Source organism: Rickettsia hoogstraalii (assembly GCF_000825685.1).
Taxonomy (GTDB): domain Bacteria; phylum Pseudomonadota; class Alphaproteobacteria; order Rickettsiales; family Rickettsiaceae; genus Rickettsia; species Rickettsia hoogstraalii.
In genome coordinates, this window is record NZ_CCXM01000001.1 from 187,999 (window position 1) to 208,955 (window position 20,957).

Genomic DNA, 20,957 nt, shown 5'->3' on the forward strand with positions numbered 1-20,957 from the left:
AAACAAACATGACCAAAGACAAGAAGCATTACATCTGTTCTAACTGTGGAAATATTAGTCCTAAATGGTCGGGGCAGTGCTTTGATTGCGGTGTATGGGGTACTATTGTTGAAGAGATAGTAAGTACGAATAAAGCAATTGCTAAAACAGGTAGTAGACAAGATTTCGAGAAACTTTCAGGGCACGTAACTGAGCAGTTACGCATTCCTACCCCTATAGGTGAATTAAATAGAGTACTAGGCGGCGGTTTGGTGCTTGGTTCTGCTATATTAATAGGAGGAGACCCTGGCATAGGCAAATCTACTTTGTTACTACAACTAGCAGCAAGTAACTTTGCATCAAAGATGAATTGCTTATATATAACGGACGAAGAATCATTAGACCAAATAAAATTAAGGGCCATAAGGTTAAATCTAACTAACTATAATACCGATATTTTAGCAGCCACTAATTTGGAAGATATTATTGCGAGTATAGAAGCTAATAAAAATAATATTGATTTAGTAGTGATTGATTCTATTCAAACAATTACCATAAAAGAATTATCATCGCCTCCAGGCACTGTTTCACAAATTCGTACATGTGCAAATGAACTTGTTAATTATGCTAAGCAAAACAATATAATTATTTTATTAAGCTGTCACGTAACTAAAGACGGTTAGCTAGCAGGTCCTAAGATACTTGAGCATTTAGTTGATACCGTGCTATATTTCGAGGGAGATCATAATAATCATTTCCGTATTTTACGTTCATATAAAAATCGTTTTGGCGGTGTTGGTGAAATAGGAGTATTTGAGATGAGCGGCAGCGGGCTTATTGAAGTAACAAATCCGTCTGAACTATTTTTGATGAAGCGAGAGCAGAACGTTATAGGTACGTCTATTTTTGCAGGAATTGAAGGTTCAAGACCATTACTTATGGAAGTACAAGCCCTCATAGTACCTTCAAATATGGTAACTCCTAGACGCTCGGCGGTTGGTTGGGATGCTAATAGGTTATCAAATGATACTTGCCGTACTTAGTAGTAGGATAGGACTTAATCTTGCTAATTATGAAGTATATTTAAGTATCGCTGGAGGGCTTAAAATTGCCGATCCTGCTTCTGATTTAGCAGTAGCAGCGAGCTTAATATCCGCTGCAACTGGCAAACCTGTACCCGAACATAGCGTATTTTTCGGCGAAATAAGCTTATCGGGTGAAATAAGAAAAACCGCAAAAGCAGAAACAAGAATAAAAGAAGCCGTAAAGCTTGGATTTAATAAGATTATCTGCTCTAAACTTGAAAATTTAACGTATGATTTTATATCTTCCGTCTCACATTTAAAGGATTTAAAAGAGCTAATTAGATGAAAACTTATGTTGTAGTAAATTTGGAAGAAGCACGTAATTTTTTACCTAGTATAGAAGAACAGCTGATATTAACAAATCATGCCTCTAGCGTAAAATATTATGGTATGCTAGTAATTGATTATATGTTTAAAACTTTAAGTAAAGAATTTCCGGAAAAAATTTTAGATTTTACCGTAAATGTAGGAGAGGATCACACTGCTTTATTTACTGCAATCAAACTAGGATACAAGAATATATTATATACAGGGGATTCTAAGGAAGCTAGGGGGATGTTGGGTAGATATCAAACCGTCATTGCGAGCGAACGCCAGTGAGCGTGGCAATCTCGGGAATTCTCACAAGATTGCTTCGGCAATTACTACGTAATTTTCCTCGCAATGACGAAAATTTAATATTAAAAAACTATGAATATCAAAGATGTAGGAGTAATAATTGCTAAAAAACCTTTGAAAGAAAATACATTTATTATTACGGTTTTTACTAAAAATCATGGTTTATATTCGGGAGTTGTAAAAGAATCTTCTAAAAAAAGCAAATTTATATATCAAGAAGGGAATATTGTAGATTTTCTTTGGCAGGCAAGACTACACGAACATATCGGCATGGCTAAATGTGAACTCATCAAATCTTACACCGGTTATTTTATCATAAATAAAGCTAAATTATATGCCTTTAATTCCGTTATATCTTTAATCAAAGAGTTATTTCATGAAAGAGAAGAACATTCTAATTTTTTTTCATTTCTAATTAACTATTTAGATAATTTATCAAAGAATTTTTGTTTTCGTGATTATATTAATTTTGAGCTGGCTTTACTTGCCAAGACGGGTTATAAGCTTGATCTTACCAAGTGCGGCGTGACTCATGTTACAACTGATTTAACCTATATATCACCTAAATCAGCTAGAGCATTATCATATGAAGTAGGGAAGCCTTACAAAGATAAATTATTAATTTTACCAAAATTTTTACTTTCAGATGATAGTGAGATTACATTAGAAGAAAAAAGACAAGCTTTAACCTTAACAAACTATTTTTTTAATAGATATTTATTTCATAATAATAGACAAGTTGAAGCACGCCAAGCTTTTATGGAGTATATACTTAATCTATATCATACCTAGCTAAAAGCGGTCTTGTTGTATGGTTCGGACCTTGTTGCGTGGACTGGTTTTTCGTCATTGCGAGGAAATTACGAAGTAATTGACGAAGTAATCCAGTTAAAAATGCTATTTTATAGCATTTTTTTATTATTTTTTCTGGATTGCCACGCAGCCTACGGCTGCTCGCAATGACAGGGTGGTATCCACGCAACAATACCTCACAGGAATGACACCTTGTAGCCACAAATAATATAATAATCTATGAAAATACTAGCATTTGACACGGCCAATAATACTGCATCGGTAGCAATATCTGAAAATGAAAATATTCTTGCGTATATAGAAGAATTACGCCCTTCTATGCAAGCAGAGAATCTCATACCGATGATAGAAGACGTGATGAAATCATCTAAATGTTCATATGATGATCTAGATTATTTAGCGGTAACTAACGGACCCGGTAGCTTTACCGGCATTAGAATAGGACTTGCTAGTGCTAAAGGTATATTATTTGCCAAGGAAAATATTAAAGCAGTAGCGGTTAGTAATTTTGAATATGCCTACTTTAGAGCCATAACTCAAGTTAAAGACTATGATAAAATATATGTCTTTTTAAACGCTTATCGCTCACAGCTTTATATGCAAATTTTTCATAAATCAGAGAAAATAGAAGAGCCGTTATTGATAGATTTCGAGTATGCTATAAAGCTGCTTGCAAATGAGAAAGGTAATATAGTGTGCTGCGGTAGCGGACTTGAATTTATATATCACCAAATTATGCATTTACCGAATATAATAACCTTGCCACGTTTTGCACGAGTTAAAGCACGGGTTATTTGTAGATATATTGCTAGTAGACTATCGAGCGGTATGAAGTTAAATAGCTCTATCGAACCGTTATATATACGCCCACCTGATGCTAAAATAGCAATAAATTACGTCATTCCTAGTTAAAAGCAACCTTGTTGCATGGTTTGTTTTATGTCATTCCCGCGTAGGCGGGAAGGTATTGTTGCGTGGATACCACCCCGTCATTGCGAGCAGTCGTAGTACTTGCGTGGCAATCCAGAAAAATAATAAAAAAATTCTGTAAATCAGAATTTTTTTTCTTCCTTGCTTCGTCAAAACTTACAGTTTTTCCTCGCAATGACGACCTTCAGTATCCACGCAACAATGCCATGCAGGAATAACATCAAGTAGGTTTTTTGATCCATGCAACAAAACTGCTAAAAGCAGGAACCTATTTTTTTGTCTATCATATGTGTGGAATAAGATAGGTTGACATAAGAGCTTTACTATAAGTATATTACATCATCACTTTCATAATCAAAGAATCCAAAATCATTACCTGATAACTTCGTAGTAAAATCACTATTAGAGAACCCTACTTGATTGTCTGATACTTCTATTTCATCTTCACAATCAGAGAACCCGGAATCACTATCAGATACTTCACCTGATTCCTGCTTTGCACACTTCTTGTTATATATAAGGGTTATTATTTGTTGAACTAATGATTTCGATAAATCATGATTATCCGAATCAATAATATCAATGATTCTTTCTAGACTTTCATCTGAGGCGTAAGAAATTATTGTTGCTAGCTTATCATTTGAAATATTACTTATGATTCTTACTAAATTTTTATTTGGAATAATATCAAAATTTTCTGCAAGCTTTTCTTCTCCAGCTAAAATAATTATATTTTTAAACCATTCATCAGAAATATCCTCATTTGATAATTTTTTTAGTTCCTGCTCGGTAAGTTCTTCTAAAGAAAGATTATTAGGATTTTCATTAAATAATTTATCCAACTTATCTTGTGTAATTAAATCTATTACTTTTTCAAAATGCCAAGGCAAAATATAATTAACTAATTTTTGTGCTTGCTCATCGGAAATATTATTAATTAATTCTGCCAATTTTTCATATGTCATCTTTTCAAAAACTTCATCTAATTCATTTTCAGGCATATTTAAAATCTCTTCTACTAACTCATTATCAGAAAGAGTTTCAAGTTGATCTAAGAGATTAAATGTTTCTTCAGCGTCATTATTTAAATAATAAAAAACTTTATTACTCACAAAATTAAAAGTTTCAGCAACTTTAGAAGAAAGAATACTAGATGTATTTTTTATAATATAAAAATTCTTTACTCCAAAATCATAAACTGTTTTTAATGATGAACTAAATGTACTGAAAAAGCCTTTACTTTCAGGTGTGTTAGTTACTTTTTCGCTACCATCAAGCTCATTCATAATATCAGTATATTTGAAGATGCCTAGAGTATCTGGCTGACCTTTTACTGCTTCTTGTGAGGTTGTTTTAGAATTTAAAAAAGTATTATATGGGATTAAATTTTGTAACTTATTAAAAATTGATGTTATTGCCATAATTCTTCCTCTTTTCTTATTATAATAATCAGCGTTGCATTATAATAGAAATTATGAGGAGGTCAAGATAAAGGCTAATAATTATTAACTTTTTATTATATTTTGCTTAAAATTGATTATTTACCAAAGAGGGATATTCTACTAAATGTTATTCCCGCGGAAACAGGGCGTTGCCTGCATGGCTTGTTTATGTCATTCCCGCAAAAGCGGGAATCCAAAAAAAATATAAATACAGCAAATTTTTTAAATTAAAAGCTCGATTTATGCTGGATTCCTGCTTTCGCAGGAATGACATTGAACACTTTTCTTGAACCGTGCAACAACGCTCGGAAGCAGGAATGACATAAACGAGCCATGGCGGGCGACGTCGCAACTGAAAAGAACGCAGCAATCTTAAAATTTTGGCACGAGATTGCTTCGTCAAAATTTTCAATTTTTCCTCGCAATGACGGAAAAACCAAGTCATGGTATTAACAATTCTACTATAATTGTCTCTGTTCTTGAACTAGCTCAAAAACTTCAACTGTGTCTCCTTCTCTAATATCTTCGTAATTTTCAAATGCTATACCACACTCATATCCTTCTCTAACTTCTTTAACTTCATCTTTAAAGCGTTTTAAAGTTTTGAGCTTTCCTTCATGAATGACTACATTATCACGTAATAAGCGTACGCCCGCTCCTTTCTTAATAATCCCTTTAGTTACATAGCTACCGGCAATTTTACCGACTTTGGTAATATTAAATATTTGTCTAATTTCTACGCTTCCGATATATTGCTCTCTAACGATCGGATCAAGCATACCGCTCATAATGGCTTTTACGTCATCAATTAAATTATATATTATACTATAATATCTAATATCGACTTTTTCTTTTTCTGCGGCAGTTAAAGCATTTGCCCCTGCTCTAACGTTAAAGCCGACAATAATAGCTGAAGAAGCATGTGCAAGAGATACATCGGATTCCGTTATCGGACCTACGCCGCTATGAAGTATACGAAGCTTTATTTCATCACTCGGTAATTTTAATAAGCTACCTGAAATAGCTTCAACCGACCCTTGGACATCACCTTTAATAATTAAAGGTAATTCCTTAATTTTACTATTACCGGAAGCTTTTAAAAACAAATCTTCTAAACTTGAACGCGGTGCAATAGATATTTTCTTTTCTTTAGCAAGACGCATTCTATATTCAGCTATATCTTTTGCTTGTTTCTCATTTTGTACTACGTTAAATTTATCACCGGCAAAAGGTACTTCGTTTAAGCCTTGAATTTCTACAGGAACAGACGGTGTTGCTTCCACTATTTCTAGTCCCTTATCATTAGTCATCTTTTTAACTTTACCGTAAGAAGTACCGGTTATTATAATATCACCGTTTCTTAAAGTACCTCGCTGAACTAATATAGTGGTTAGCGTTCCTCTTCCTTTTTCGATTTTTGACTCGATTACAACACCGGCAGCCGAACCGAAAGGACTCGCTTTTAAATCCTGCATTTCTGCAATTAATAAAATCGCTTCTTCAAGTTTATCTAAGTTAATTTTCTTTAATGCCGAGATAGGAATAACCATAACGTCACCACCTGCCTCTTCGCCTATAATTTCGTGGACATATAATTCGTTCTTTACACGCTCAATATCAATATCAGGCTTATCAATCTTATTAATAGCTACAATTATAGGAACGCCCGCTGCTTTCGCATGATTAATTGCCTCAACCGTTTGCGTTTTGATTCCATCATCTGCTGCGACCACTATAATAACTATATCCGTTACTTTAGCACCTCTTGACCGCATTTCCGAAAAAGCCTCGTGCCCCGGAGTATCAATAAAAGTAATCGCTCTACCGTCTGCAAGAGTTACTCTATAAGCCCCGATATGCTGGGTAATTCCTCCAGTTTCACTTGCAGCAATATCCGTAGATTTAAGAGCGTCAAGTAATGATGTTTTACCGTGATCTACATGCCCCATTACTGTAACAACCGGAGCACGCGTTCTCAAATTTTCAACCTTATCATCACTAATTAAAACATTTTCAACATCCGATTCTTGAACTCTTTTTACCGTATGCCCTAAATTTGTTGCAACTAGTTCCGCCGTATCGGCATCTATTGTTTGGCTGGCATTTGCAAGAATACCGAGCTTCATTAATTCTTTAATTACATCAGCCACTCTTTCAGACATAGCATTTGCAAGATCGCCGACTCCGATAACTTCCGGTATCGTCACTTCTCTATATACTTTCTCAGGTGCTTGTGATACTAATTTACGCTTTTCTTTTTCTCTAGCTCTTTTTATAGAAGCAAGACTTCTAGTTCTGCCGCTGCCGCTTTCGTCGTCGCCAAGCATATTGAAAAGATCGGCTTTTTTGAATTTTTTCGGTTCTTCTAGCTTAATTTTTGGTGCGACTACTTTATTATCTGCTGTTTTATCTAATTCTTTCTCTGATTCTATCCCGTAACGTGTTCGCATTCCTACTAAAGGAGATTTTACAAAAGATTCTTCTTTCTTTTTAGATATTTGTGACGGTATATCTTCATTATCTTGAACGATTTTAGCACTAACTTCTACTTTATTTTCTTCGGTATTTTGCTGTTTTTGTTCAACTTCTTTATCAGTTTCTAGCGGTTCTATTTTTGAGTTAGCAGACTGGTTAATACTTGCAAGTTTACTTAAAGTGCTTATTTGTGAAGGGTCATTTAATTTAGATTGCTCAGCAGCTTTTTTAAGAATAGATAAACGTCTGTTAAATTCTTCCTTATTAGCATCAATAACAGTTTGATCTAAGCTATTTCTTTCTTTATTTAATGAAAGGGTAGTAGTACTACCGGTAGAGCTTTTTCTAACTTCTACTAGCGTTTTAGATTTAGCATTAACAAAGCTTTGAGCTCCTGTAAGAGAGTCAAAAGACTTATTAAGCGATAATTTTGAATTGCCAAGTGTCAACTTTTTGGGTTTGATTTCCTGGTTATCCGTCATATTTAAAACCTTTGTGTTTCTGTTTTTTCCGTCTACTACTTATTATATTATGTCATTCCCGCAGAAATGTTGCCCGCATGGATCAGTTTTTTCTTGTCATTACGAGTAGCCGTAGGCTGCGTGGATATCGCCCCGTCATTGCGAGGAAATTGCATAGCAATTGACGAAGCAATCTCAGGAGTTTGTTATTATTTCATGAGATTGCCACGCAGTCTACGACTGCTCGCAATGACGGGGCGATATCCACGCAACAATGCTACGCAAGAACAATACCCCCATCCTCTAACTATCCTTTAATTCACCATGCTGTCTAGCAGTTTTAATCAGCAATTTAATATTTTCGTCCGTTATATTAGAATTTGGAGCTAAATTTTTAAATTCATTTACGCTCATCTCTCCTAAATCTTCTATGGTCTTTATACCATATTCGGCAAATTTTAATATTAATTCAAGCGGTAATTCTAATATATCTATTAATTCTTGCTCAACTCCCAGATCCTCTAGCTTTTTGATAATCTTTTCATTCTTAAGGTCGACGTAATTAATAGCTCGATTTTTGATCTCTACGGCAAGTTCTTCCTCAAAGCCTTCGATTCTTGTTAAAGTACTAACTTCACTAGTTGCGATTTGCTCTACCGAATTAAATCCCGTTACCGATAAAAGCTGACCTATAACTTCTTCAACATCTAAAGCTTCCATAAATAATTCCGTAGAAGTTAAGAATTCTTCGTTTCTTCTTTTTGATTCTTGCTCTTCGGTCATTATATCGATATTCCAACCTGTAAGCTTAGAAGCTAAACGAACATTCTGCCCTCTTCTACCTATTGCAATACTTTGATTTTCTTGCGAAACTACTACTTCTACCTTATGCCTATCCTCATCAATCAAAATTTTTGTAATTTCCCCGGGTGCAAGCGGTGCAAGAGCATTAACTATAAACTGTGCAAGGTCATTACTCCATAATACTATATCAATTTTCTCTCCGTTTAACTCATTTGTTATGACTTTTACTCTATTACCTCTAATACCTACGCATGAGCCTACGGGATCTATACTACTATCCGAAGCAAATACCGCTATTTTTGCTTTTGAACCGGGATCACGTGCTACTGATTTTATTTGAATAATATCTTCAAGAATTTCAGGTACTTCTAGCTTAAATAGTTTAACTAGCATCTGGTTATCTACTCTAGACAAGAAAATCTGCGGTCCTTTTGTTTCTTGCCTTACATCCTGTACATATGCTTTTATACGATCATTAGGTTTAAAATTCTCACCCTTAATTAATTGATCTTTTTTTATTATTGCTTCAGCATGACTCAATTCAACTATTATATCACCGTATTCTATTCTCTTAACTATACCGTTTATAATTTCGCCTTTTCTATCTTTAAAGTCATGATATTGTTTTTCACGTTCAGCTTCTATAACACGTTGAGTTATAACTTGTTTTGCAGCTTGAGCCGATACTCTAGCATGATCAATCGGCGGTAAATATTCATATATCTCATCACCGATTTTAGCTTCTGGATTCTTTATTAAAGCTTCTTCAAGTGAGATTTGCGTTAAGTAATCTTCTACATCTTCTACTATTTTTAAGATCCTTAAAAGATTTATCTCACCGGTTTTCCTATTTATCTGAGCTTTAATATTATATTCATTACCGTATTTTTTTTGTCCTGCTACTTGTACCGCTTGTTCAACCGTTGAAATCAAAATTTCTTTTGATATTCCCTTCTCACGAGCTACAGAATCTATAATTTGTAAAATTTCTACATTACCTATATTAGACATACATTATCTCTTATTGCTTTAGGTTCTTGCGTACAATTTCTAAAAAGATTTAATTTTGGTTATTTTTTAAAAATACCTCAAAATAGCCAATCAATTAGAAACCTTCACAGAACCTAGTAATTTTTTAAATACTTCTTCAGTTAAAACTAGATTAGCATTTTTAATTAAATCATAATCAATTAGTACTTCTTGTTCTTCACATTTTAAATATATTTTATTATTTTCGGCTTTAATTATTTTACCCTGATAACGAGTTTTGCCGTTCAATAATTCTTTAAGTTTGATTTTAACTTCTCTTCCTAAAAATCTATTATAATTTTCAAACTTTACTAACGGACGTTCAAGACCGCTTGATGCTACCTCTAAAGAATATGCATCTTCTATTAAATCTTCAACATCTAGAATAGCGGAGATAGTCCTACTTGCTTTAGTACAATCTTCCACAGATATTTTTTCACCGTTTAAGCTATCAATTAATATCTCGACTACTTTAGGGTTAACACCTTTAAACTTAACAAGAACTAACTCAAATCCCATATCAGTCAAGGATTCTTCTATTACGTTTGTTATTTGTTGTTCAATAATTTGCATATTTGATGTTTATAACAAAAAAGGTGGGATAAACCCACCTATCTATAATTTTTATAATGCTTATCCGTAACGAAAATACACTAATTAGAATATATAAGCAATATTTAACTTTATATTTTTGTAAAACTACATATTTATAAATGGGCAAATACTTGATAACCCATCTTGTCCGCTTAGAGATGGATCATAGTCTCCTCCTGATGAACAAAATTCTTCTATATGAATCTGAGTATACATAACCCCCATTTTCTCTTCTAATATATGTTGCACATGATTGTTAAAAGAATGAAGACCGCAAATTTCATAGGTTTTGCCTTTTAACATACCTAATAAAAATTCTTCAGCTATTCCACCGGTATGATAATGTATATTATCGTTCTCATTAATATTATTATAACTATCTTGAGTATAAAATTTATCATAGTGAATTTCAGTATCGCATATTGCTGCAATATCAGTTAATTTTTTTACAGCTGCATCTAATTGAAATGTGTCACTGTTTTTATTTTTAGTAGAGTGAATAACGGCAGGAAGCTTAACATTTTCTTCATTTGTTATACTATTAATTCTAGAAATAGAATGACTTTCTCCCGACCCGCCGCTGATCAGAACAAGATCTTTATATTTTTATGCAGTTAACAAGTTTTACTGACTACGGATTACGTAGCCTTATATATCTTGCTTCAAAACCGGAAAGAGTTTGTAGTGTAAAAGAGATATCAGAGTACTATAATATTTCCCTTAATCATTTGGTAAAAGTGATCCACAGATTAGCACAATTAGGATATATTAATAGTAGTAAAGGAAAAGGAGGAGGAATTAAGCTAGCATTTAGCCCTTCTTCCATGAAGTTGGGAGATATAATAGAAAAATTAGAACCTAATATGGATATAGTAGAATGTTTCAATAAAAATACTAATAGCTGTAGAATTACAAATTCATGCCAATTTAAACATTTTATTAAAAAGGCAAGTGAAGCATTTATAAAAACATTGAATAATTATACATTAGAAGATGCAATGATTACTAAAACAATTCAAATTGAGGATAAAAAATAACCATTTTTTCTTTTTCCGCATATTAAAAACTCCTTATTTCCCTTAGCTCCTAGTATTGGACTTTCTATAATACCAAATATTTTAAAATTATGCTCTTTTTCAAGCCAATCTTTGATTTTATCGCATACTTTTTGATGTAAGAGAGGATTTTTAATAATTCCTCCCTGCTCTACTTCATGCTTTTCGACCTCAAACTGCGGTTTTATTAAAGCAATAAGCATGCAATCTTCTTTAGCTAAATTTAGTGGAGTCGGTAATATAGTAGTTAAACTAATAAAGCTTGCATCGCAAACAATTAAATCAGGCTTCGTTGTTATTTGCTTATCGGTTAAATATCGTGCATTAGTCTTCTCAAGCACTTTAATTTGTGGATTGTCACGTAATTTAAGATGAAGTTCGCCATAACCGACATCTACGGCAAAAATTAATTTTGCTTTACGTTCAAGTAATACTTCGGTAAAACCGCCGGTGCTACTACCGATATCAATACAAACTAAATTTTCAGGATCAATTTTAAAATAATCCAAAGCAGCAATTAACTTTAATGCTCCTCTTGAAACATAATTATGCTGAGGTAGCTTTACCTTAATGTCGGTATCATTTATATTAACCTGTATTCCGGGCTTAATTAACTGCTCATGCTTATTATGTACTTTACCTTGGATAATCAAGCTTCGTGCTATAGTAATATCTGTTACAAAACCTTTTTGCAGCAAATATTCATCAAGCCTTATTTTAGTCATTACTTTTTAAATTTGAATTTAACTTATGTTATAGGGGTTCATTAGATAGAAAATATACAATTTGTCTAATTGAAAGTTGCAGTTTCAATTAGACGTAATATATTTGAGCCATACAATAATGTTGCAACTGAAGGGAGCATGGCAATCTAGAAAAATATTCAAACCTTAACTAATATATGTCTTTTTTTACCGGCAGAGAGCTTTATAACATTTTTATCGAGTAGGAAAGTAGTATTAATTATCATATTCTCATCTGCAACCACCTCATCATTTATTTTAGCACCTTTCCCTCTTATAAGTTTGCGTGCTTCTGACTTAGAACTAGCAAGACCTGCTTCATGAAATAACTCATACGCACTAATACCTGCTTGTAATACTTCCTGCTCTAAAACAACGGTAGGTAAATTCTCATCGATTTGCCCTTCTTCAAATATCTTTACCGCAGTTTCTAAAGCTGATTTTGCTGCCTGCTCCGAATGACAAAGCTTAGTTAGCTCATAAGCAAGCTGTTTTTTAGCTGCATTAATATCTTCAGCCGCTAAACTTTCAAACTTATTAAGCTCTTCTTGAGTTAACTCGCTATATAATTTGGCAAATCTAACTATGTCGGCATCCTCGCAGTTACGCCAATATTGGTAATAATCATATGGGCTTAGCAAATCTTCATTGAGCCACACTGCTCCCGCCGCAGTTTTACCCATTTTAGCACCGGAAGCGGTCGTAAGTAGCGGCGTCGTCATACCAAATACTTCTTTGCCGCTTATTTTACGGATTAAATCCGCTCCCATTACAATGTTACCCCACTGATCGCTACCGCCAAGCTGCAGGCTGCAATTATAATGCTTGCTTAAATAGTAAAAATCATATGCTTGCAACAACATATAGTTAAACTCTAAAAAGCTTAAATGCTGCTCACGCTCAAGCCTTAGCCTTACTGAATCCATAGTTAGCATACGGTTTACCGAGAAATAACTACCGAAATCCCGTAGGAAATCTAAATAATTAAGGGAATCTAACCACTCTGTGTTATCCAGCATTATAGCATCACTTTCACCTTCGCCGAACTTGATAAATTTCGATAAAGATTTTTTAATCCCTTCAGCATTCTTAGCGATGTCTTCTTTACTTAAGATTTTGCGAGCTTCGTCTTTCCAAGTAGGATCACCGATTTTACTCGTACCGCCGCCGATAATTACAATAGGCTTATGTCCATGCTGCTGAAGTAACCGTAATATCATTATCTGCATTAAACTACCAATATGTAGCGAGGTAGCAGTACAGTCAAAGCCTATATAAGCCGCTATTTTTGTTTCTTTCGTTATAGTAGTTAACCGATCCAAATCGGTACATTGATGGAAATATCCTTTATTTATAAATTCTTCTATAAAACTCATATATTATTTCTTATTTTTTAAAAAATTCCTTTTTTGCTTTTCCTATAGACATTTTACTTACATGTATTTTTGCAGCCTTTTGCAATAAAGCTATTTCATCTTTATCATCAATTGTTTGCTGTTTTTCAAAATTATCTTCAATATCTTGTTCATAAGAATCTAACTTATCACTCATATGCATCTTCTATTTCTACATTTGGTTTATTATAAAGTATGTAAAGACTTTGTCTACAATATAGAGTATCTTCAAAGTAACAGTTTAATATTTCTAACTAATATTTTAACTTAACTTAATTTTAATTAACTTGTTTGACTGAATAAATAATGGTGTAATAAAATAACAGACATTAAATATAGGGGATTTATGTCAATAGAAGATAAGACAAAATTTAATAAAGTTGGTAAACAAATAAGCGACAGCGAACATCAGGCAACACACAATGTTTTGAATACACCAAAAAGACAACAAGGTGAAGTAAATAAACCATACCAAGATTTTACACCTTTTTCAGAATCTAACCCAAAACAAGAGCTAAAAAGGACTCATCAAGGTTATGCAAGCTCTATTGAAACACCGGCTCCCCAAACAAAGCCTATTTCAAAATCCTCTACTCCTAACACTACTCTTACAAAAACAATCGTAACAAAAAACTTAAATGTTGCTAGCAAAAACCCCATTAACGCTATAGCAGAAAAATTAATAAACCAATTTAAAGGCAATAAACCGATTCATAAAACTAAACAACCTCCTACTCCATCGTCTAGCCCTACTAATAAATCAACTGGCAAAGGTCAGGGTAATAGTAGATAAAATTTTTATTTTCTTATTCAATGTCATACCGTGGCTTACTATCCCACGAGGCATTACCTGCGTGGATACCTAAATCGTCATTGTAAGCGAGCGTTGTTGCGTCGATTGGTTTTCCGTCATTGCGAGAAGAATTACGTAGTAATTCGACGAAGCAATCTAGTAAAAAATTCTGTAAATCAGAATTTTTTTAATTATTTTTGCTGGATTGCCATGTCGCTTCGCTCCTCGCAATGACGATTAGATATCCACTCAACAACACCTTCCCGCTTTTAGCTAGGAATGACATAGATCCGTGTAACACCAGGTCCCTCACAGAAAAATCATCAATGTATTTTTAACTAAATAATTATTAATTTTTTAATATTTCCTCTTGACATGTGTCAGGCTATTAGTGTATAATGCACCTAAGACAAAAAAGAAACTATCAATAACGCATTATAATATTTAGTCGGAATATATTATTACTTTCTTAACTAAGTATTAAATTTAATCAAAATTTTTAAAGGAGATAAATTATGTTTAAATTTTTTTCAAAAAATACAGATTCTAATAATATACCATCAGAAGTAGTAAACAAAGTAGTAAATAATTCGACTACATATGCAGGAATAAAAGTTTCTGACGCAACATTTAACTACTTTGCAAGTGCTACAAAACATTTTGCAGACGCAACAACGGCTGCTGCAAGCTGTGGAGCTTATGCTACTTTAACTGCTACTTATGCTGCTAAAACAGCTATTCAAGGTGTTCTTGGACTTTGTGCTTACAAAGAATTTGCCGCTGAAGCAATGACCGGACATGCCTTTGGTATAGTTATGCCTGAAGTTGTAAAAGCTGCAGTAGGTACAGCTGCAAGTGCTATTTATCACTATCCTACAGCAGTTATGGCAACCTTTGTCACAGCAGCAGTTGTAGCTTCACCGGAAAATGCAGCAGAAGCTGTGAAGAATGCAACTTGCACAGTGATTAAAGCAGCAGAGTGTGCATATCACGATGTAGCTGGTATAGTAAATGTAGCAGCAGGTGTTGGACATTTTGTTTATGATAACTTACTAAGCTACAGCGAAATGGATCTAGCCGGTAGCGATAGCATGGAAGCAGTAATTCCATGGATAGGAGCTGTCGCATAAATCTCTAAAATAGCTAATAACTAAAAAAGCTACTCGCGTCATACCGTGGCTTGTCCACGGTATCCAGTAAAATAACTAAAAATACCAACAACATTAGTATTTTTAACTAAACCCCGTGGTCAAGCCCATAGTACCAGACAATTTCTATTCTATGTCATTCCCGCGAAAGCGGGGATCCAAAAAAAAGCGACGTGGCAATCTTTCTTAAATTTCATGAGATTACTTCGTCGGCATAAATGCCTCCTCGCAATGACGGGGATAGGCAGTACTGGATCCCCGCTTTCGCGGGGATGACATCGAGGTCTTTTCAAAAACTGTCCGGTATTATAGGTCAAGTGAACTAGGTAACACAGTGGATTTTACCGATCCACACAACAGTACCTCCCTGCGAGGCGTTGTTGCATGGAACAGTTTTTCCGTTATTGCGAGGAAATTACGAAGTATTTGACGAAGCAATCTCAGGATATTTGATGAGATTGCCACGCTCCTTTCAGTCGCTCGCAATGACGATTCGGTATCAATGCAACAACGCCCAAAAACAGGAATGACATAGAATAAAAACGGTCCAGTTACCTTACTAATATCTGTTATATTTTATAATAATAAAATTTTATTTTGTTGTTTTTAAAGGCATCTTTTTTATTCCTAAAACCCTTTTTCAAAGAGCTACAGGAAAAATTAATATTACCGGCTTGAGCCGTGTCCGGTCCTTCATTCTTTATTTTCTCTATATCCTTACTACTTGGTACCACAACGGCAATATGCCCTGCTCTTTTTGGGTTAGCATTTTTATATACGGATACAACAAAATATCCTTGATTAGCAAATTTTTGTGCTTGAATAAAATTATCATCACGATTTCCTGCTTTAACAAAATTCCATCCGTTTTTTATTCCGTCTGTTTCAAGCCACTCAGCTTGCTTATTTGATAAAGTAGGTATAAATTCTTTATCGCTTTCAGGATGAGGAAGTAGAGACTTATTTGGAAGCCCCAAGGCTGCACTAGCAGCATAAGCAAAACAACTACAATGAGTCAAACGCTTTAACTTAGGAGAGTTATATTTTTCCGTTTCTTCTAATAAATTTTCTCCCGACTTACAATTTATTACATTACCTTTCTGCCATTTTTCCTCAACATTTAAAGAATTAATTACCTCTAAATTTTTTTTAGCAGTTTCTGATATATTATCTGCTCGTGCAGTTATATTAATACAAAGTAAGCAAATTATAATTAATTTTATTTTATTCATTTTTTTCTCATATTAATTTATGAACCTCTATATACAATATATAATATGATAATTCAACTATTAATTGTAATTTTTTATATTTTATTATTCAGAGAAACATAAGAACACTCTATGTTTCTTGACAAATGCTATGCTTTTATATATGCTTCTTCGTATGTTAGCAACAAGAAATAAGGCTTAGAAATAAGTACTTCAAGCTTAGCACCCGTAGCTCAATTGGATAGAGTATATGACTACGGATCATAAGGTTAGGGGTTCGACTCCTCTCGGGTGCGCCATTCTTCATTTTTCAGTATTACTACAAACTTATCAAACGACAGACTCAGCATAAAATCAAGCTTTTGACCGTTTAACTAAAATATTAATAATTTAATTAAGCAACAAGCCGCCTTAATTTCTTTTATCTTCAACTTTGGTAGCGGGAAGTTTCAAGCATCAACATTACGGCAAAAGTTAAACCGAGGCGAATACTTAAACGCTGCCAATGAATTACCACATTGGATTCACGTTAAAGGCGGTGTTAAGCTGCAAGGCTTGGTAAAACGTCGGCAAATAGAGCGGTCATTGTTCTTAAGCGAAGCAGATACAGCCTCAATAGTTAATGAGATTGCCGTTGCTTCAAATGCAGAAACTAATTATTTAAAATAATTAACTAATATATTAAATTAGTAATTGTAATTATTGCCATTTATTAAAATCTCTTATTATTTCCTCTAATTCTTTATACATTCATATATATCTTAAATCATCATCAATTTATTTATTCATACTTTTAGTTAAATTTCTATTGCTTTCTTAAAGTTCTCTATTATGATTCTGTCTATAAGCTCATTTTTAACAAAATATTAAAATTTATAGAATTTAATAAAGATATAATTATGTTCAAATGGAAAGTACCACAAGAAGTAGCAGCAATAAAAACGCCGCATGAGAGATTAATAGAATTTCTAGAAAAAAGAGGGTTACAGAAGCAAGCAGATAGTTTAAGAAAGGGTGGTACAACTCTTGATCTTAGATTTAACCAAATAGGAGCTGAAGGGGCAAAATTAATTGCTGACTCTCTTAAATCTAACTCTACTCTTACAAATATTTATCTTTCTAGTAAAAAAATAGGGGCTGAAGGCTTAGAAACAATAAAGAAATATTTACAAAGAAATAAAACTATAGCCAAAAAAGCAGAAAGCTTAAATGCAGAGGGTAATAATTTATGCAGTCAAGAAAAGTATAATGAAGCTATAGAAAAATATAAAGCAGCAATAAAAATTATGCAATCTTTATATAAGGAAAATAAATTATATGAAACAAATAAAACAAATGCAGAAAAGAAATATGAAGCACAGCAACAGCAAGAACTGGAAAAACGACGAGTAGAAGAAGAAAAAAGAAAACTATTGGAAGAACAAGAAAAAAAGAAACAAGAAGAACAACAGCAAAGCCTGAAATTGAAACAAGAAGCTTCCATAATAAATGAGAACAAACCAGCAGATATAAAAGATTTACCTGAAGAAAATATTAAAGAGAAATTGGCGACATTTCAAAACATAGTAGTGGAAGCGGTTTCTAAATTAGAGAATAGCACAACAATTAATGAACAAGACAAAGCGGTATTACAAGATAGAATAAATGAAATATCAAGAACGGTAAAGACTTTTATAAACAACGCTGATATAAATACCATGATTAAAGCCGTAGAAGAGCTTGCAAGAGGCAAAATTACTAAAGCAAGAATTGCGGTCGTAGAAGAGGATTTAAGCGAAATAATAGAACAACAAATTAAATTAGCTGAACAAATACGAACAGAAAAACTTACCATATTTCAGAATGTAGTAGAAAACATGACAACTAAAATAGAGAGTAGTACAACTATTAATGCAAGGGATAAAGATATAATGCAAAACAGTATAAAGGGGATAGTAATTAAGGTGCAGAGATTAGCCAATAAAACTGACATAGAAACAATAACGAAAAGTATAGAAGAGCTTATAAGCGGGAAGCTTACCAAAGCAAAGCTTGGAGTTGTAGAGGAGGATGTTGATCTGTTAATAGAACAACAAAACAAACCAAATCACGACGTTACTGTGAATAAAGTAGAAGAAATAATCTATGACAAACCGCTTTTGAATCATCCGAAATTGCTACAAACTACCTTAGATAGTAAAGTAAACTAAGCCCTGATTTAATCTATGATGCAATTAATAATAATGATGAGGAGCTTATTTTAGCCGGATTACTAAGCATGGGATATGATGCAACACAAATTAATTAAGTAAGGATAGAGGCAAGCAACTTGCCTCCACCCTTTAAATTTCTATGCTGCTTGTAAATTTTGTTGCATAAAAAAAGTATCACTTATGTACTGTCGTTTAGTAGAAATGGTTAGCAAATCGTACACTAGCCCGTGCCATTCTTCATTTTTCAGTATTACTACAAACTTATCAAACGACAGACTCAGCATAAAATCAAGCTTTTCAGGTCTTAATGTTAGGTTCACAAAAACTAAAAGTGGTATAGCATAATTCATAAAGCTTCAGACAAGATGAATTTAAATGCGAGCCTGCGAAAGCCGTTAAAAACACGTGAACACAGGCGAATCATGCAAAATTTGCTTATATCAAGCTTTATGAATTATGCTGTAGAAAAACGATGCGGGCAGTTATATATGGCAGCTGTTACGTCTGTAAGATATAATTCTGCAGTTAAACTTGTTCCCAGGAAATAAAGATTTTCTCCTATATAGAGTTATCTTCCAGTTGAGATATTTCTTTTTGACTGATTGTTTAAAGCTTTCCGTTGTACCATACTATTACCTTTAGTGCTTGCTTTTATGTTAACCATTCCTGTTGGAACGGAATTTCCAATATTTAAAGCTTTCTGTAGTATTTTTCTAGGTATGTGACTAAATCCTATGTCATGTTTTTTACTGTTTTCTAAGTTTTTCTCTAAATTAATCACATGACTAGAGCCGACACTTGCAATCACATTATATCCTTTACCACGAATCTTATTAATTACGTCCGTCATATATTGTTCACGATTCTCATTATAAAGCGGTGTATCTTTTAAGTGTTCTAGGTTTTTACCTTCTAAACTGATAATTTTAATTTTATTTTCTTTAGCTATCTTATATAAAAGAGCGTCTTGTAATATAGGTGTATTTGCTAGTTCTGCAGGTAGTTTTATAGGAGTATTAGGATTTTTTTCATTATACTCTAATATAGTTGCTATTCTAATTATGTCTTTCATACCGAGATTTTCGCCATATTGCTTACGTTCAATAGCTATTATCGTATTTTTATCAATAGTACCCGCTTGAATTTCAGAGATTAATGCTTTAGTGTTATTAGTATGATCAGTTAAATGATTATGTTCTGCTCTAATTTCTACTGAGCCTATTTTTGCAGCTTCTTTTGTATCAATTGCTTTAAAATCTATATTTGTCGTAATTACCGCTTCCCTATCAAACTTATTCAATAGCTCTTTATTATCATTTACGGTAACCAAACGTTCATTTAAATTGTATTTTCCATTTACATTTAGCTCTTCTTGTAATAATAAATTAGTAAGGTTTTCTTTTTCGACGCGAGTAAGATTACTAAATTTCAAGTTTTTGACTAGATCAAAAAGTAGGGGCATCACCTCACCAAAATTGCTTACTTTAGGTTTTTTATTTAACTGCTTCTTAACACTGCTACTAGATAACTCATCTTCGCTATCACTTAGTGTTAACTCTTCATTCTCACTGGAACTATGTTTTCGTTTATTTGTATTTATACTAGAACTTTTACGTGGTGACTCATTATCGGTAGGTAATACGGGCCTACTAAAATACTAGTTCTTCCTCAATACTGCTACTAAGTAGTTCATTTTTGCTGTTCTTCACATCATCATTATCACGTTTTATTTTATCTGTATTGGTATTACTACTAGATAGATCAAATATGATATTATTCCTATTAAATACTAGTTCTTTCTCACTACTGCTGCTGTCCTGAGAAGAGCTAGAGCTTCTACTTTGTAACTCTTCAATACTATTAGGTTTAGAGCTCATTTCATTACTCTCTATATCATTAATAGCAGCAGGGCTTGGAGTATCTTGAGGTGAGCTGCCAAATGGTTGAAAACTAGAAGTATTTAACCAATTATGTGATGAAGTTGAAAGTTTTTGTGGTGAAATTTGTGTATCCTGTGTATCCTTATTAAATATATTATCACTAGGAGTTGCTATATCTTGGCTAAGCTTTATATCGGCTTTTAATTGCTCTTTTTTCTTCCTTTCTTCGGCATTGATTATTTCTTTTATTTCTACTAAGGAATTGAGATCAACATCGAGTGCTGTCGGTAGCATCTCATTAATTATCTTAT

General features: G+C 33.3%; 21 protein-coding genes, 1 tRNA gene and 2 pseudogenes. 12 read left to right on the forward strand and 12 right to left on the reverse strand.

Features of this window, described 5'->3' with window-relative positions:
• Positions 1–8: 8 nt before the first annotated feature.
• The 3 genes and pseudogenes from radA (at position 9) to recO (ending at position 2,474) form a co-directional block, all read left to right on the forward strand.
• Positions 9–1,350: pseudogene (radA, locus tag BN1174_RS01005) on the forward strand (DNA repair protein RadA).
• Positions 1,347–1,664, forward strand: a complete 318-nt coding sequence (locus BN1174_RS01010; RefSeq protein WP_040255863.1) for a hypothetical protein — start codon at positions 1,347–1,349, stop codon at positions 1,662–1,664. The pseudogene radA and the gene BN1174_RS01010 overlap by 4 nt, the downstream one beginning before the upstream one ends.
• Before the next feature lie 90 nt (positions 1,665–1,754).
• Complete coding sequence (gene recO / locus BN1174_RS01015) at positions 1,755–2,474, forward strand: DNA repair protein RecO (protein ID WP_040255865.1); 720 nt, start codon at positions 1,755–1,757, stop codon at positions 2,472–2,474.
• Here recO and BN1174_RS10530 read toward each other — a convergent pair.
• Positions 2,455–2,664, reverse strand: coding sequence for a hypothetical protein (locus BN1174_RS10530; protein WP_197062023.1), 210 nt, complete (start codon positions 2,662–2,664; stop codon positions 2,455–2,457). The two genes, recO and BN1174_RS10530, sit on opposite strands and share 20 nt — an antisense overlap.
• 50 nt (positions 2,665–2,714) lie before the next feature.
• On the opposite strand from BN1174_RS10530, the gene tsaB reads away from it, so the two are divergent.
• Positions 2,715–3,407: a tRNA (adenosine(37)-N6)-threonylcarbamoyltransferase complex dimerization subunit type 1 TsaB gene (gene tsaB / locus BN1174_RS01020; RefSeq protein ID WP_040255867.1), complete on the forward strand. Its 693-nt coding sequence runs from the start codon at positions 2,715–2,717 to the stop codon at positions 3,405–3,407.
• Between the two features lie 25 nt (positions 3,408–3,432).
• On the opposite strand, the gene BN1174_RS10535 is transcribed toward tsaB, so the two are convergent.
• The 3 genes from BN1174_RS10535 to infB all read right to left on the reverse strand — a co-directional run bounded on the left by BN1174_RS10535 (position 3,433) and on the right by infB (position 7,824).
• On the reverse strand, positions 3,433–3,600 hold the full coding sequence (locus tag BN1174_RS10535; protein WP_197062024.1) for a hypothetical protein: 168 nt from the start codon (positions 3,598–3,600) through the stop codon (positions 3,433–3,435).
• A gap of 148 nt (positions 3,601–3,748) precedes the next feature.
• A complete protein-coding gene (locus BN1174_RS01025) occupies positions 3,749–4,846 on the reverse strand; it encodes an SrfC family effector protein (RefSeq protein WP_040255869.1) in 1,098 nt (365 codons plus the stop codon).
• 482 nt (positions 4,847–5,328) lie between these two features.
• A complete protein-coding gene (gene infB / locus BN1174_RS01030) occupies positions 5,329–7,824 on the reverse strand; it encodes a translation initiation factor IF-2 (RefSeq protein ID WP_040255872.1) in 2,496 nt (831 codons plus the stop codon).
• Between the two features lie 93 nt (positions 7,825–7,917).
• Here infB and BN1174_RS08225 point away from each other — a divergent pair, with 93 nt between their 5' ends.
• Entirely contained in the window at positions 7,918–8,121 is a 204-nt protein-coding gene (locus BN1174_RS08225; protein ID WP_156138424.1) for a hypothetical protein, read from the forward strand.
• Here BN1174_RS08225 and nusA read toward each other — a convergent pair.
• Positions 8,107–9,618 carry a transcription termination factor NusA gene (gene nusA / locus BN1174_RS01035; RefSeq protein WP_040255874.1) on the reverse strand — a complete coding sequence of 504 codons (1,512 nt, stop codon included), beginning with the start codon at positions 9,616–9,618 and terminating at the stop codon, positions 8,107–8,109. The genes BN1174_RS08225 and nusA overlap by 15 nt on opposite strands.
• Positions 9,619–9,708: 90 nt before the next feature.
• Positions 9,709–10,209 (reverse strand): ribosome maturation factor RimP, encoded by a 501-nt coding sequence (rimP, locus tag BN1174_RS01040; protein ID WP_040255876.1) that lies wholly within the window; start codon positions 10,207–10,209, stop codon positions 9,709–9,711.
• A gap of 629 nt (positions 10,210–10,838) precedes the next feature.
• Between rimP and BN1174_RS01050 the strand changes: the two genes are divergently transcribed.
• Positions 10,839–11,267, forward strand: a complete 429-nt coding sequence (locus tag BN1174_RS01050) for an Rrf2 family transcriptional regulator (protein WP_040255878.1) — start codon at positions 10,839–10,841, stop codon at positions 11,265–11,267.
• Here the strand turns inward: BN1174_RS01050 and BN1174_RS01055 are convergent.
• The 3 genes and pseudogenes from BN1174_RS01055 to BN1174_RS10540 form a co-directional block, all read right to left on the reverse strand.
• The gene (locus BN1174_RS01055; RefSeq protein WP_040255880.1) at positions 11,246–12,010 is read right to left on the reverse strand and encodes a TlyA family RNA methyltransferase; all 765 of its coding nucleotides are present in this window, start codon (positions 12,008–12,010) and stop codon (positions 11,246–11,248) included. The two genes, BN1174_RS01050 and BN1174_RS01055, sit on opposite strands and share 22 nt — an antisense overlap.
• 158 nt (positions 12,011–12,168) lie before the next feature.
• Positions 12,169–13,404 (reverse strand): tyrosine--tRNA ligase, encoded by a 1,236-nt coding sequence (gene tyrS, locus BN1174_RS01060; RefSeq protein ID WP_040255882.1) that lies wholly within the window; start codon positions 13,402–13,404, stop codon positions 12,169–12,171.
• 52 nt (positions 13,405–13,456) lie between these two features.
• Positions 13,457–13,579, reverse strand: a pseudogene (locus BN1174_RS10540) (CopG family antitoxin); the annotation flags it as partial.
• A 189-nt stretch (positions 13,580–13,768) separates the two neighbouring features.
• Between BN1174_RS10540 and BN1174_RS01065 the strand changes: the two are divergent.
• The 3 genes from BN1174_RS01065 (at position 13,769) to BN1174_RS12170 (ending at position 15,893) form a co-directional block, all read left to right on the forward strand.
• Positions 13,769–14,215 (forward strand): hypothetical protein, encoded by a 447-nt coding sequence (locus tag BN1174_RS01065; protein ID WP_231555712.1) that lies wholly within the window; start codon positions 13,769–13,771, stop codon positions 14,213–14,215.
• A gap of 515 nt (positions 14,216–14,730) precedes the next feature.
• Positions 14,731–15,345: a hypothetical protein gene (locus BN1174_RS11280; RefSeq protein ID WP_231555713.1), complete on the forward strand. Its 615-nt coding sequence runs from the start codon at positions 14,731–14,733 to the stop codon at positions 15,343–15,345.
• Between the two features lie 422 nt (positions 15,346–15,767).
• Positions 15,768–15,893 (forward strand): hypothetical protein, encoded by a 126-nt coding sequence (locus tag BN1174_RS12170; protein ID WP_269378705.1) that lies wholly within the window; start codon positions 15,768–15,770, stop codon positions 15,891–15,893.
• Positions 15,894–15,932: 39 nt separating this feature from the next.
• Here BN1174_RS12170 and BN1174_RS01080 read toward each other — a convergent pair whose 3' ends face one another.
• Complete coding sequence (locus BN1174_RS01080) at positions 15,933–16,595, reverse strand: hypothetical protein (RefSeq protein ID WP_040255884.1); 663 nt, start codon at positions 16,593–16,595, stop codon at positions 15,933–15,935.
• Positions 16,596–16,796: 201 nt separating this feature from the next.
• On the opposite strand from BN1174_RS01080, the gene BN1174_RS01085 reads away from it, so the two are divergent.
• The 3 genes from BN1174_RS01085 to BN1174_RS11285 all read left to right on the forward strand — a co-directional run bounded on the left by BN1174_RS01085 (position 16,797) and on the right by BN1174_RS11285 (position 18,763).
• Positions 16,797–16,873: transfer RNA gene (locus BN1174_RS01085), tRNA-Arg, on the forward strand.
• 124 nt (positions 16,874–16,997) lie between these two features.
• Entirely contained in the window at positions 16,998–17,243 is a 246-nt protein-coding gene (locus BN1174_RS07695; protein WP_052454709.1) for a lysozyme, read from the forward strand.
• A 230-nt stretch (positions 17,244–17,473) separates the two neighbouring features.
• Positions 17,474–18,763, forward strand: a complete 1,290-nt coding sequence (locus BN1174_RS11285) for a hypothetical protein (RefSeq protein ID WP_040255886.1) — start codon at positions 17,474–17,476, stop codon at positions 18,761–18,763.
• A 571-nt stretch (positions 18,764–19,334) separates the two neighbouring features.
• Here BN1174_RS11285 and BN1174_RS11290 read toward each other — a convergent pair.
• Both BN1174_RS11290 and BN1174_RS11295 read right to left on the reverse strand, forming a co-directional pair.
• Positions 19,335–20,228, reverse strand: coding sequence for a hypothetical protein (locus tag BN1174_RS11290; RefSeq protein WP_231555714.1), 894 nt, complete (start codon positions 20,226–20,228; stop codon positions 19,335–19,337).
• 187 nt (positions 20,229–20,415) lie between these two features.
• Complete coding sequence (locus BN1174_RS11295) at positions 20,416–20,940, reverse strand: hypothetical protein (RefSeq protein WP_231555715.1); 525 nt, start codon at positions 20,938–20,940, stop codon at positions 20,416–20,418.
• Between the last annotated feature and the right edge of the window lie 17 nt (positions 20,941–20,957).

Excerpts from the sequence above, each read along its gene's own strand:
- BN1174_RS11295 (WP_231555715.1), bottom strand. The coding sequence starts at position 20,940 with ATGCTACCGACAGCACTCGATGTTGATCTCAATTCCTTAGTAGAAATA.
- BN1174_RS11285 (WP_040255886.1), top strand. The coding sequence starts at position 17,474 with ATGTTCAAATGGAAAGTACCACAAGAAGTAGCAGCAATAAAAACGCCG.
- recO (WP_040255865.1), top strand. The coding sequence starts at position 1,755 with ATGAATATCAAAGATGTAGGAGTAATAATTGCTAAAAAACCTTTGAAA.
- tsaB (WP_040255867.1), top strand. The coding sequence starts at position 2,715 with ATGAAAATACTAGCATTTGACACGGCCAATAATACTGCATCGGTAGCA.
- BN1174_RS01055 (WP_040255880.1), bottom strand. The coding sequence starts at position 12,010 with ATGACTAAAATAAGGCTTGATGAATATTTGCTGCAAAAAGGTTTTGTA.
- BN1174_RS01025 (WP_040255869.1), bottom strand. The coding sequence starts at position 4,846 with ATGGCAATAACATCAATTTTTAATAAGTTACAAAATTTAATCCCATAT.
- BN1174_RS01010 (WP_040255863.1), top strand. The coding sequence starts at position 1,347 with ATGAAAACTTATGTTGTAGTAAATTTGGAAGAAGCACGTAATTTTTTA.
- BN1174_RS01080 (WP_040255884.1), bottom strand. The coding sequence starts at position 16,595 with ATGAATAAAATAAAATTAATTATAATTTGCTTACTTTGTATTAATATA.
- infB (WP_040255872.1), bottom strand. The coding sequence starts at position 7,824 with ATGACGGATAACCAGGAAATCAAACCCAAAAAGTTGACACTTGGCAAT.
- tyrS (WP_040255882.1), bottom strand. The coding sequence starts at position 13,404 with ATGAGTTTTATAGAAGAATTTATAAATAAAGGATATTTCCATCAATGT.
- nusA (WP_040255874.1), bottom strand. The coding sequence starts at position 9,618 with ATGTCTAATATAGGTAATGTAGAAATTTTACAAATTATAGATTCTGTA.
- BN1174_RS01050 (WP_040255878.1), top strand. The coding sequence starts at position 10,839 with ATGCAGTTAACAAGTTTTACTGACTACGGATTACGTAGCCTTATATAT.
- BN1174_RS11290 (WP_231555714.1), bottom strand. The coding sequence starts at position 20,228 with ATGCCCCTACTTTTTGATCTAGTCAAAAACTTGAAATTTAGTAATCTT.
- BN1174_RS11280 (WP_231555713.1), top strand. The coding sequence starts at position 14,731 with ATGTTTAAATTTTTTTCAAAAAATACAGATTCTAATAATATACCATCA.
- BN1174_RS01065 (WP_231555712.1), top strand. The coding sequence starts at position 13,769 with ATGTCAATAGAAGATAAGACAAAATTTAATAAAGTTGGTAAACAAATA.
- rimP (WP_040255876.1), bottom strand. The coding sequence starts at position 10,209 with ATGCAAATTATTGAACAACAAATAACAAACGTAATAGAAGAATCCTTG.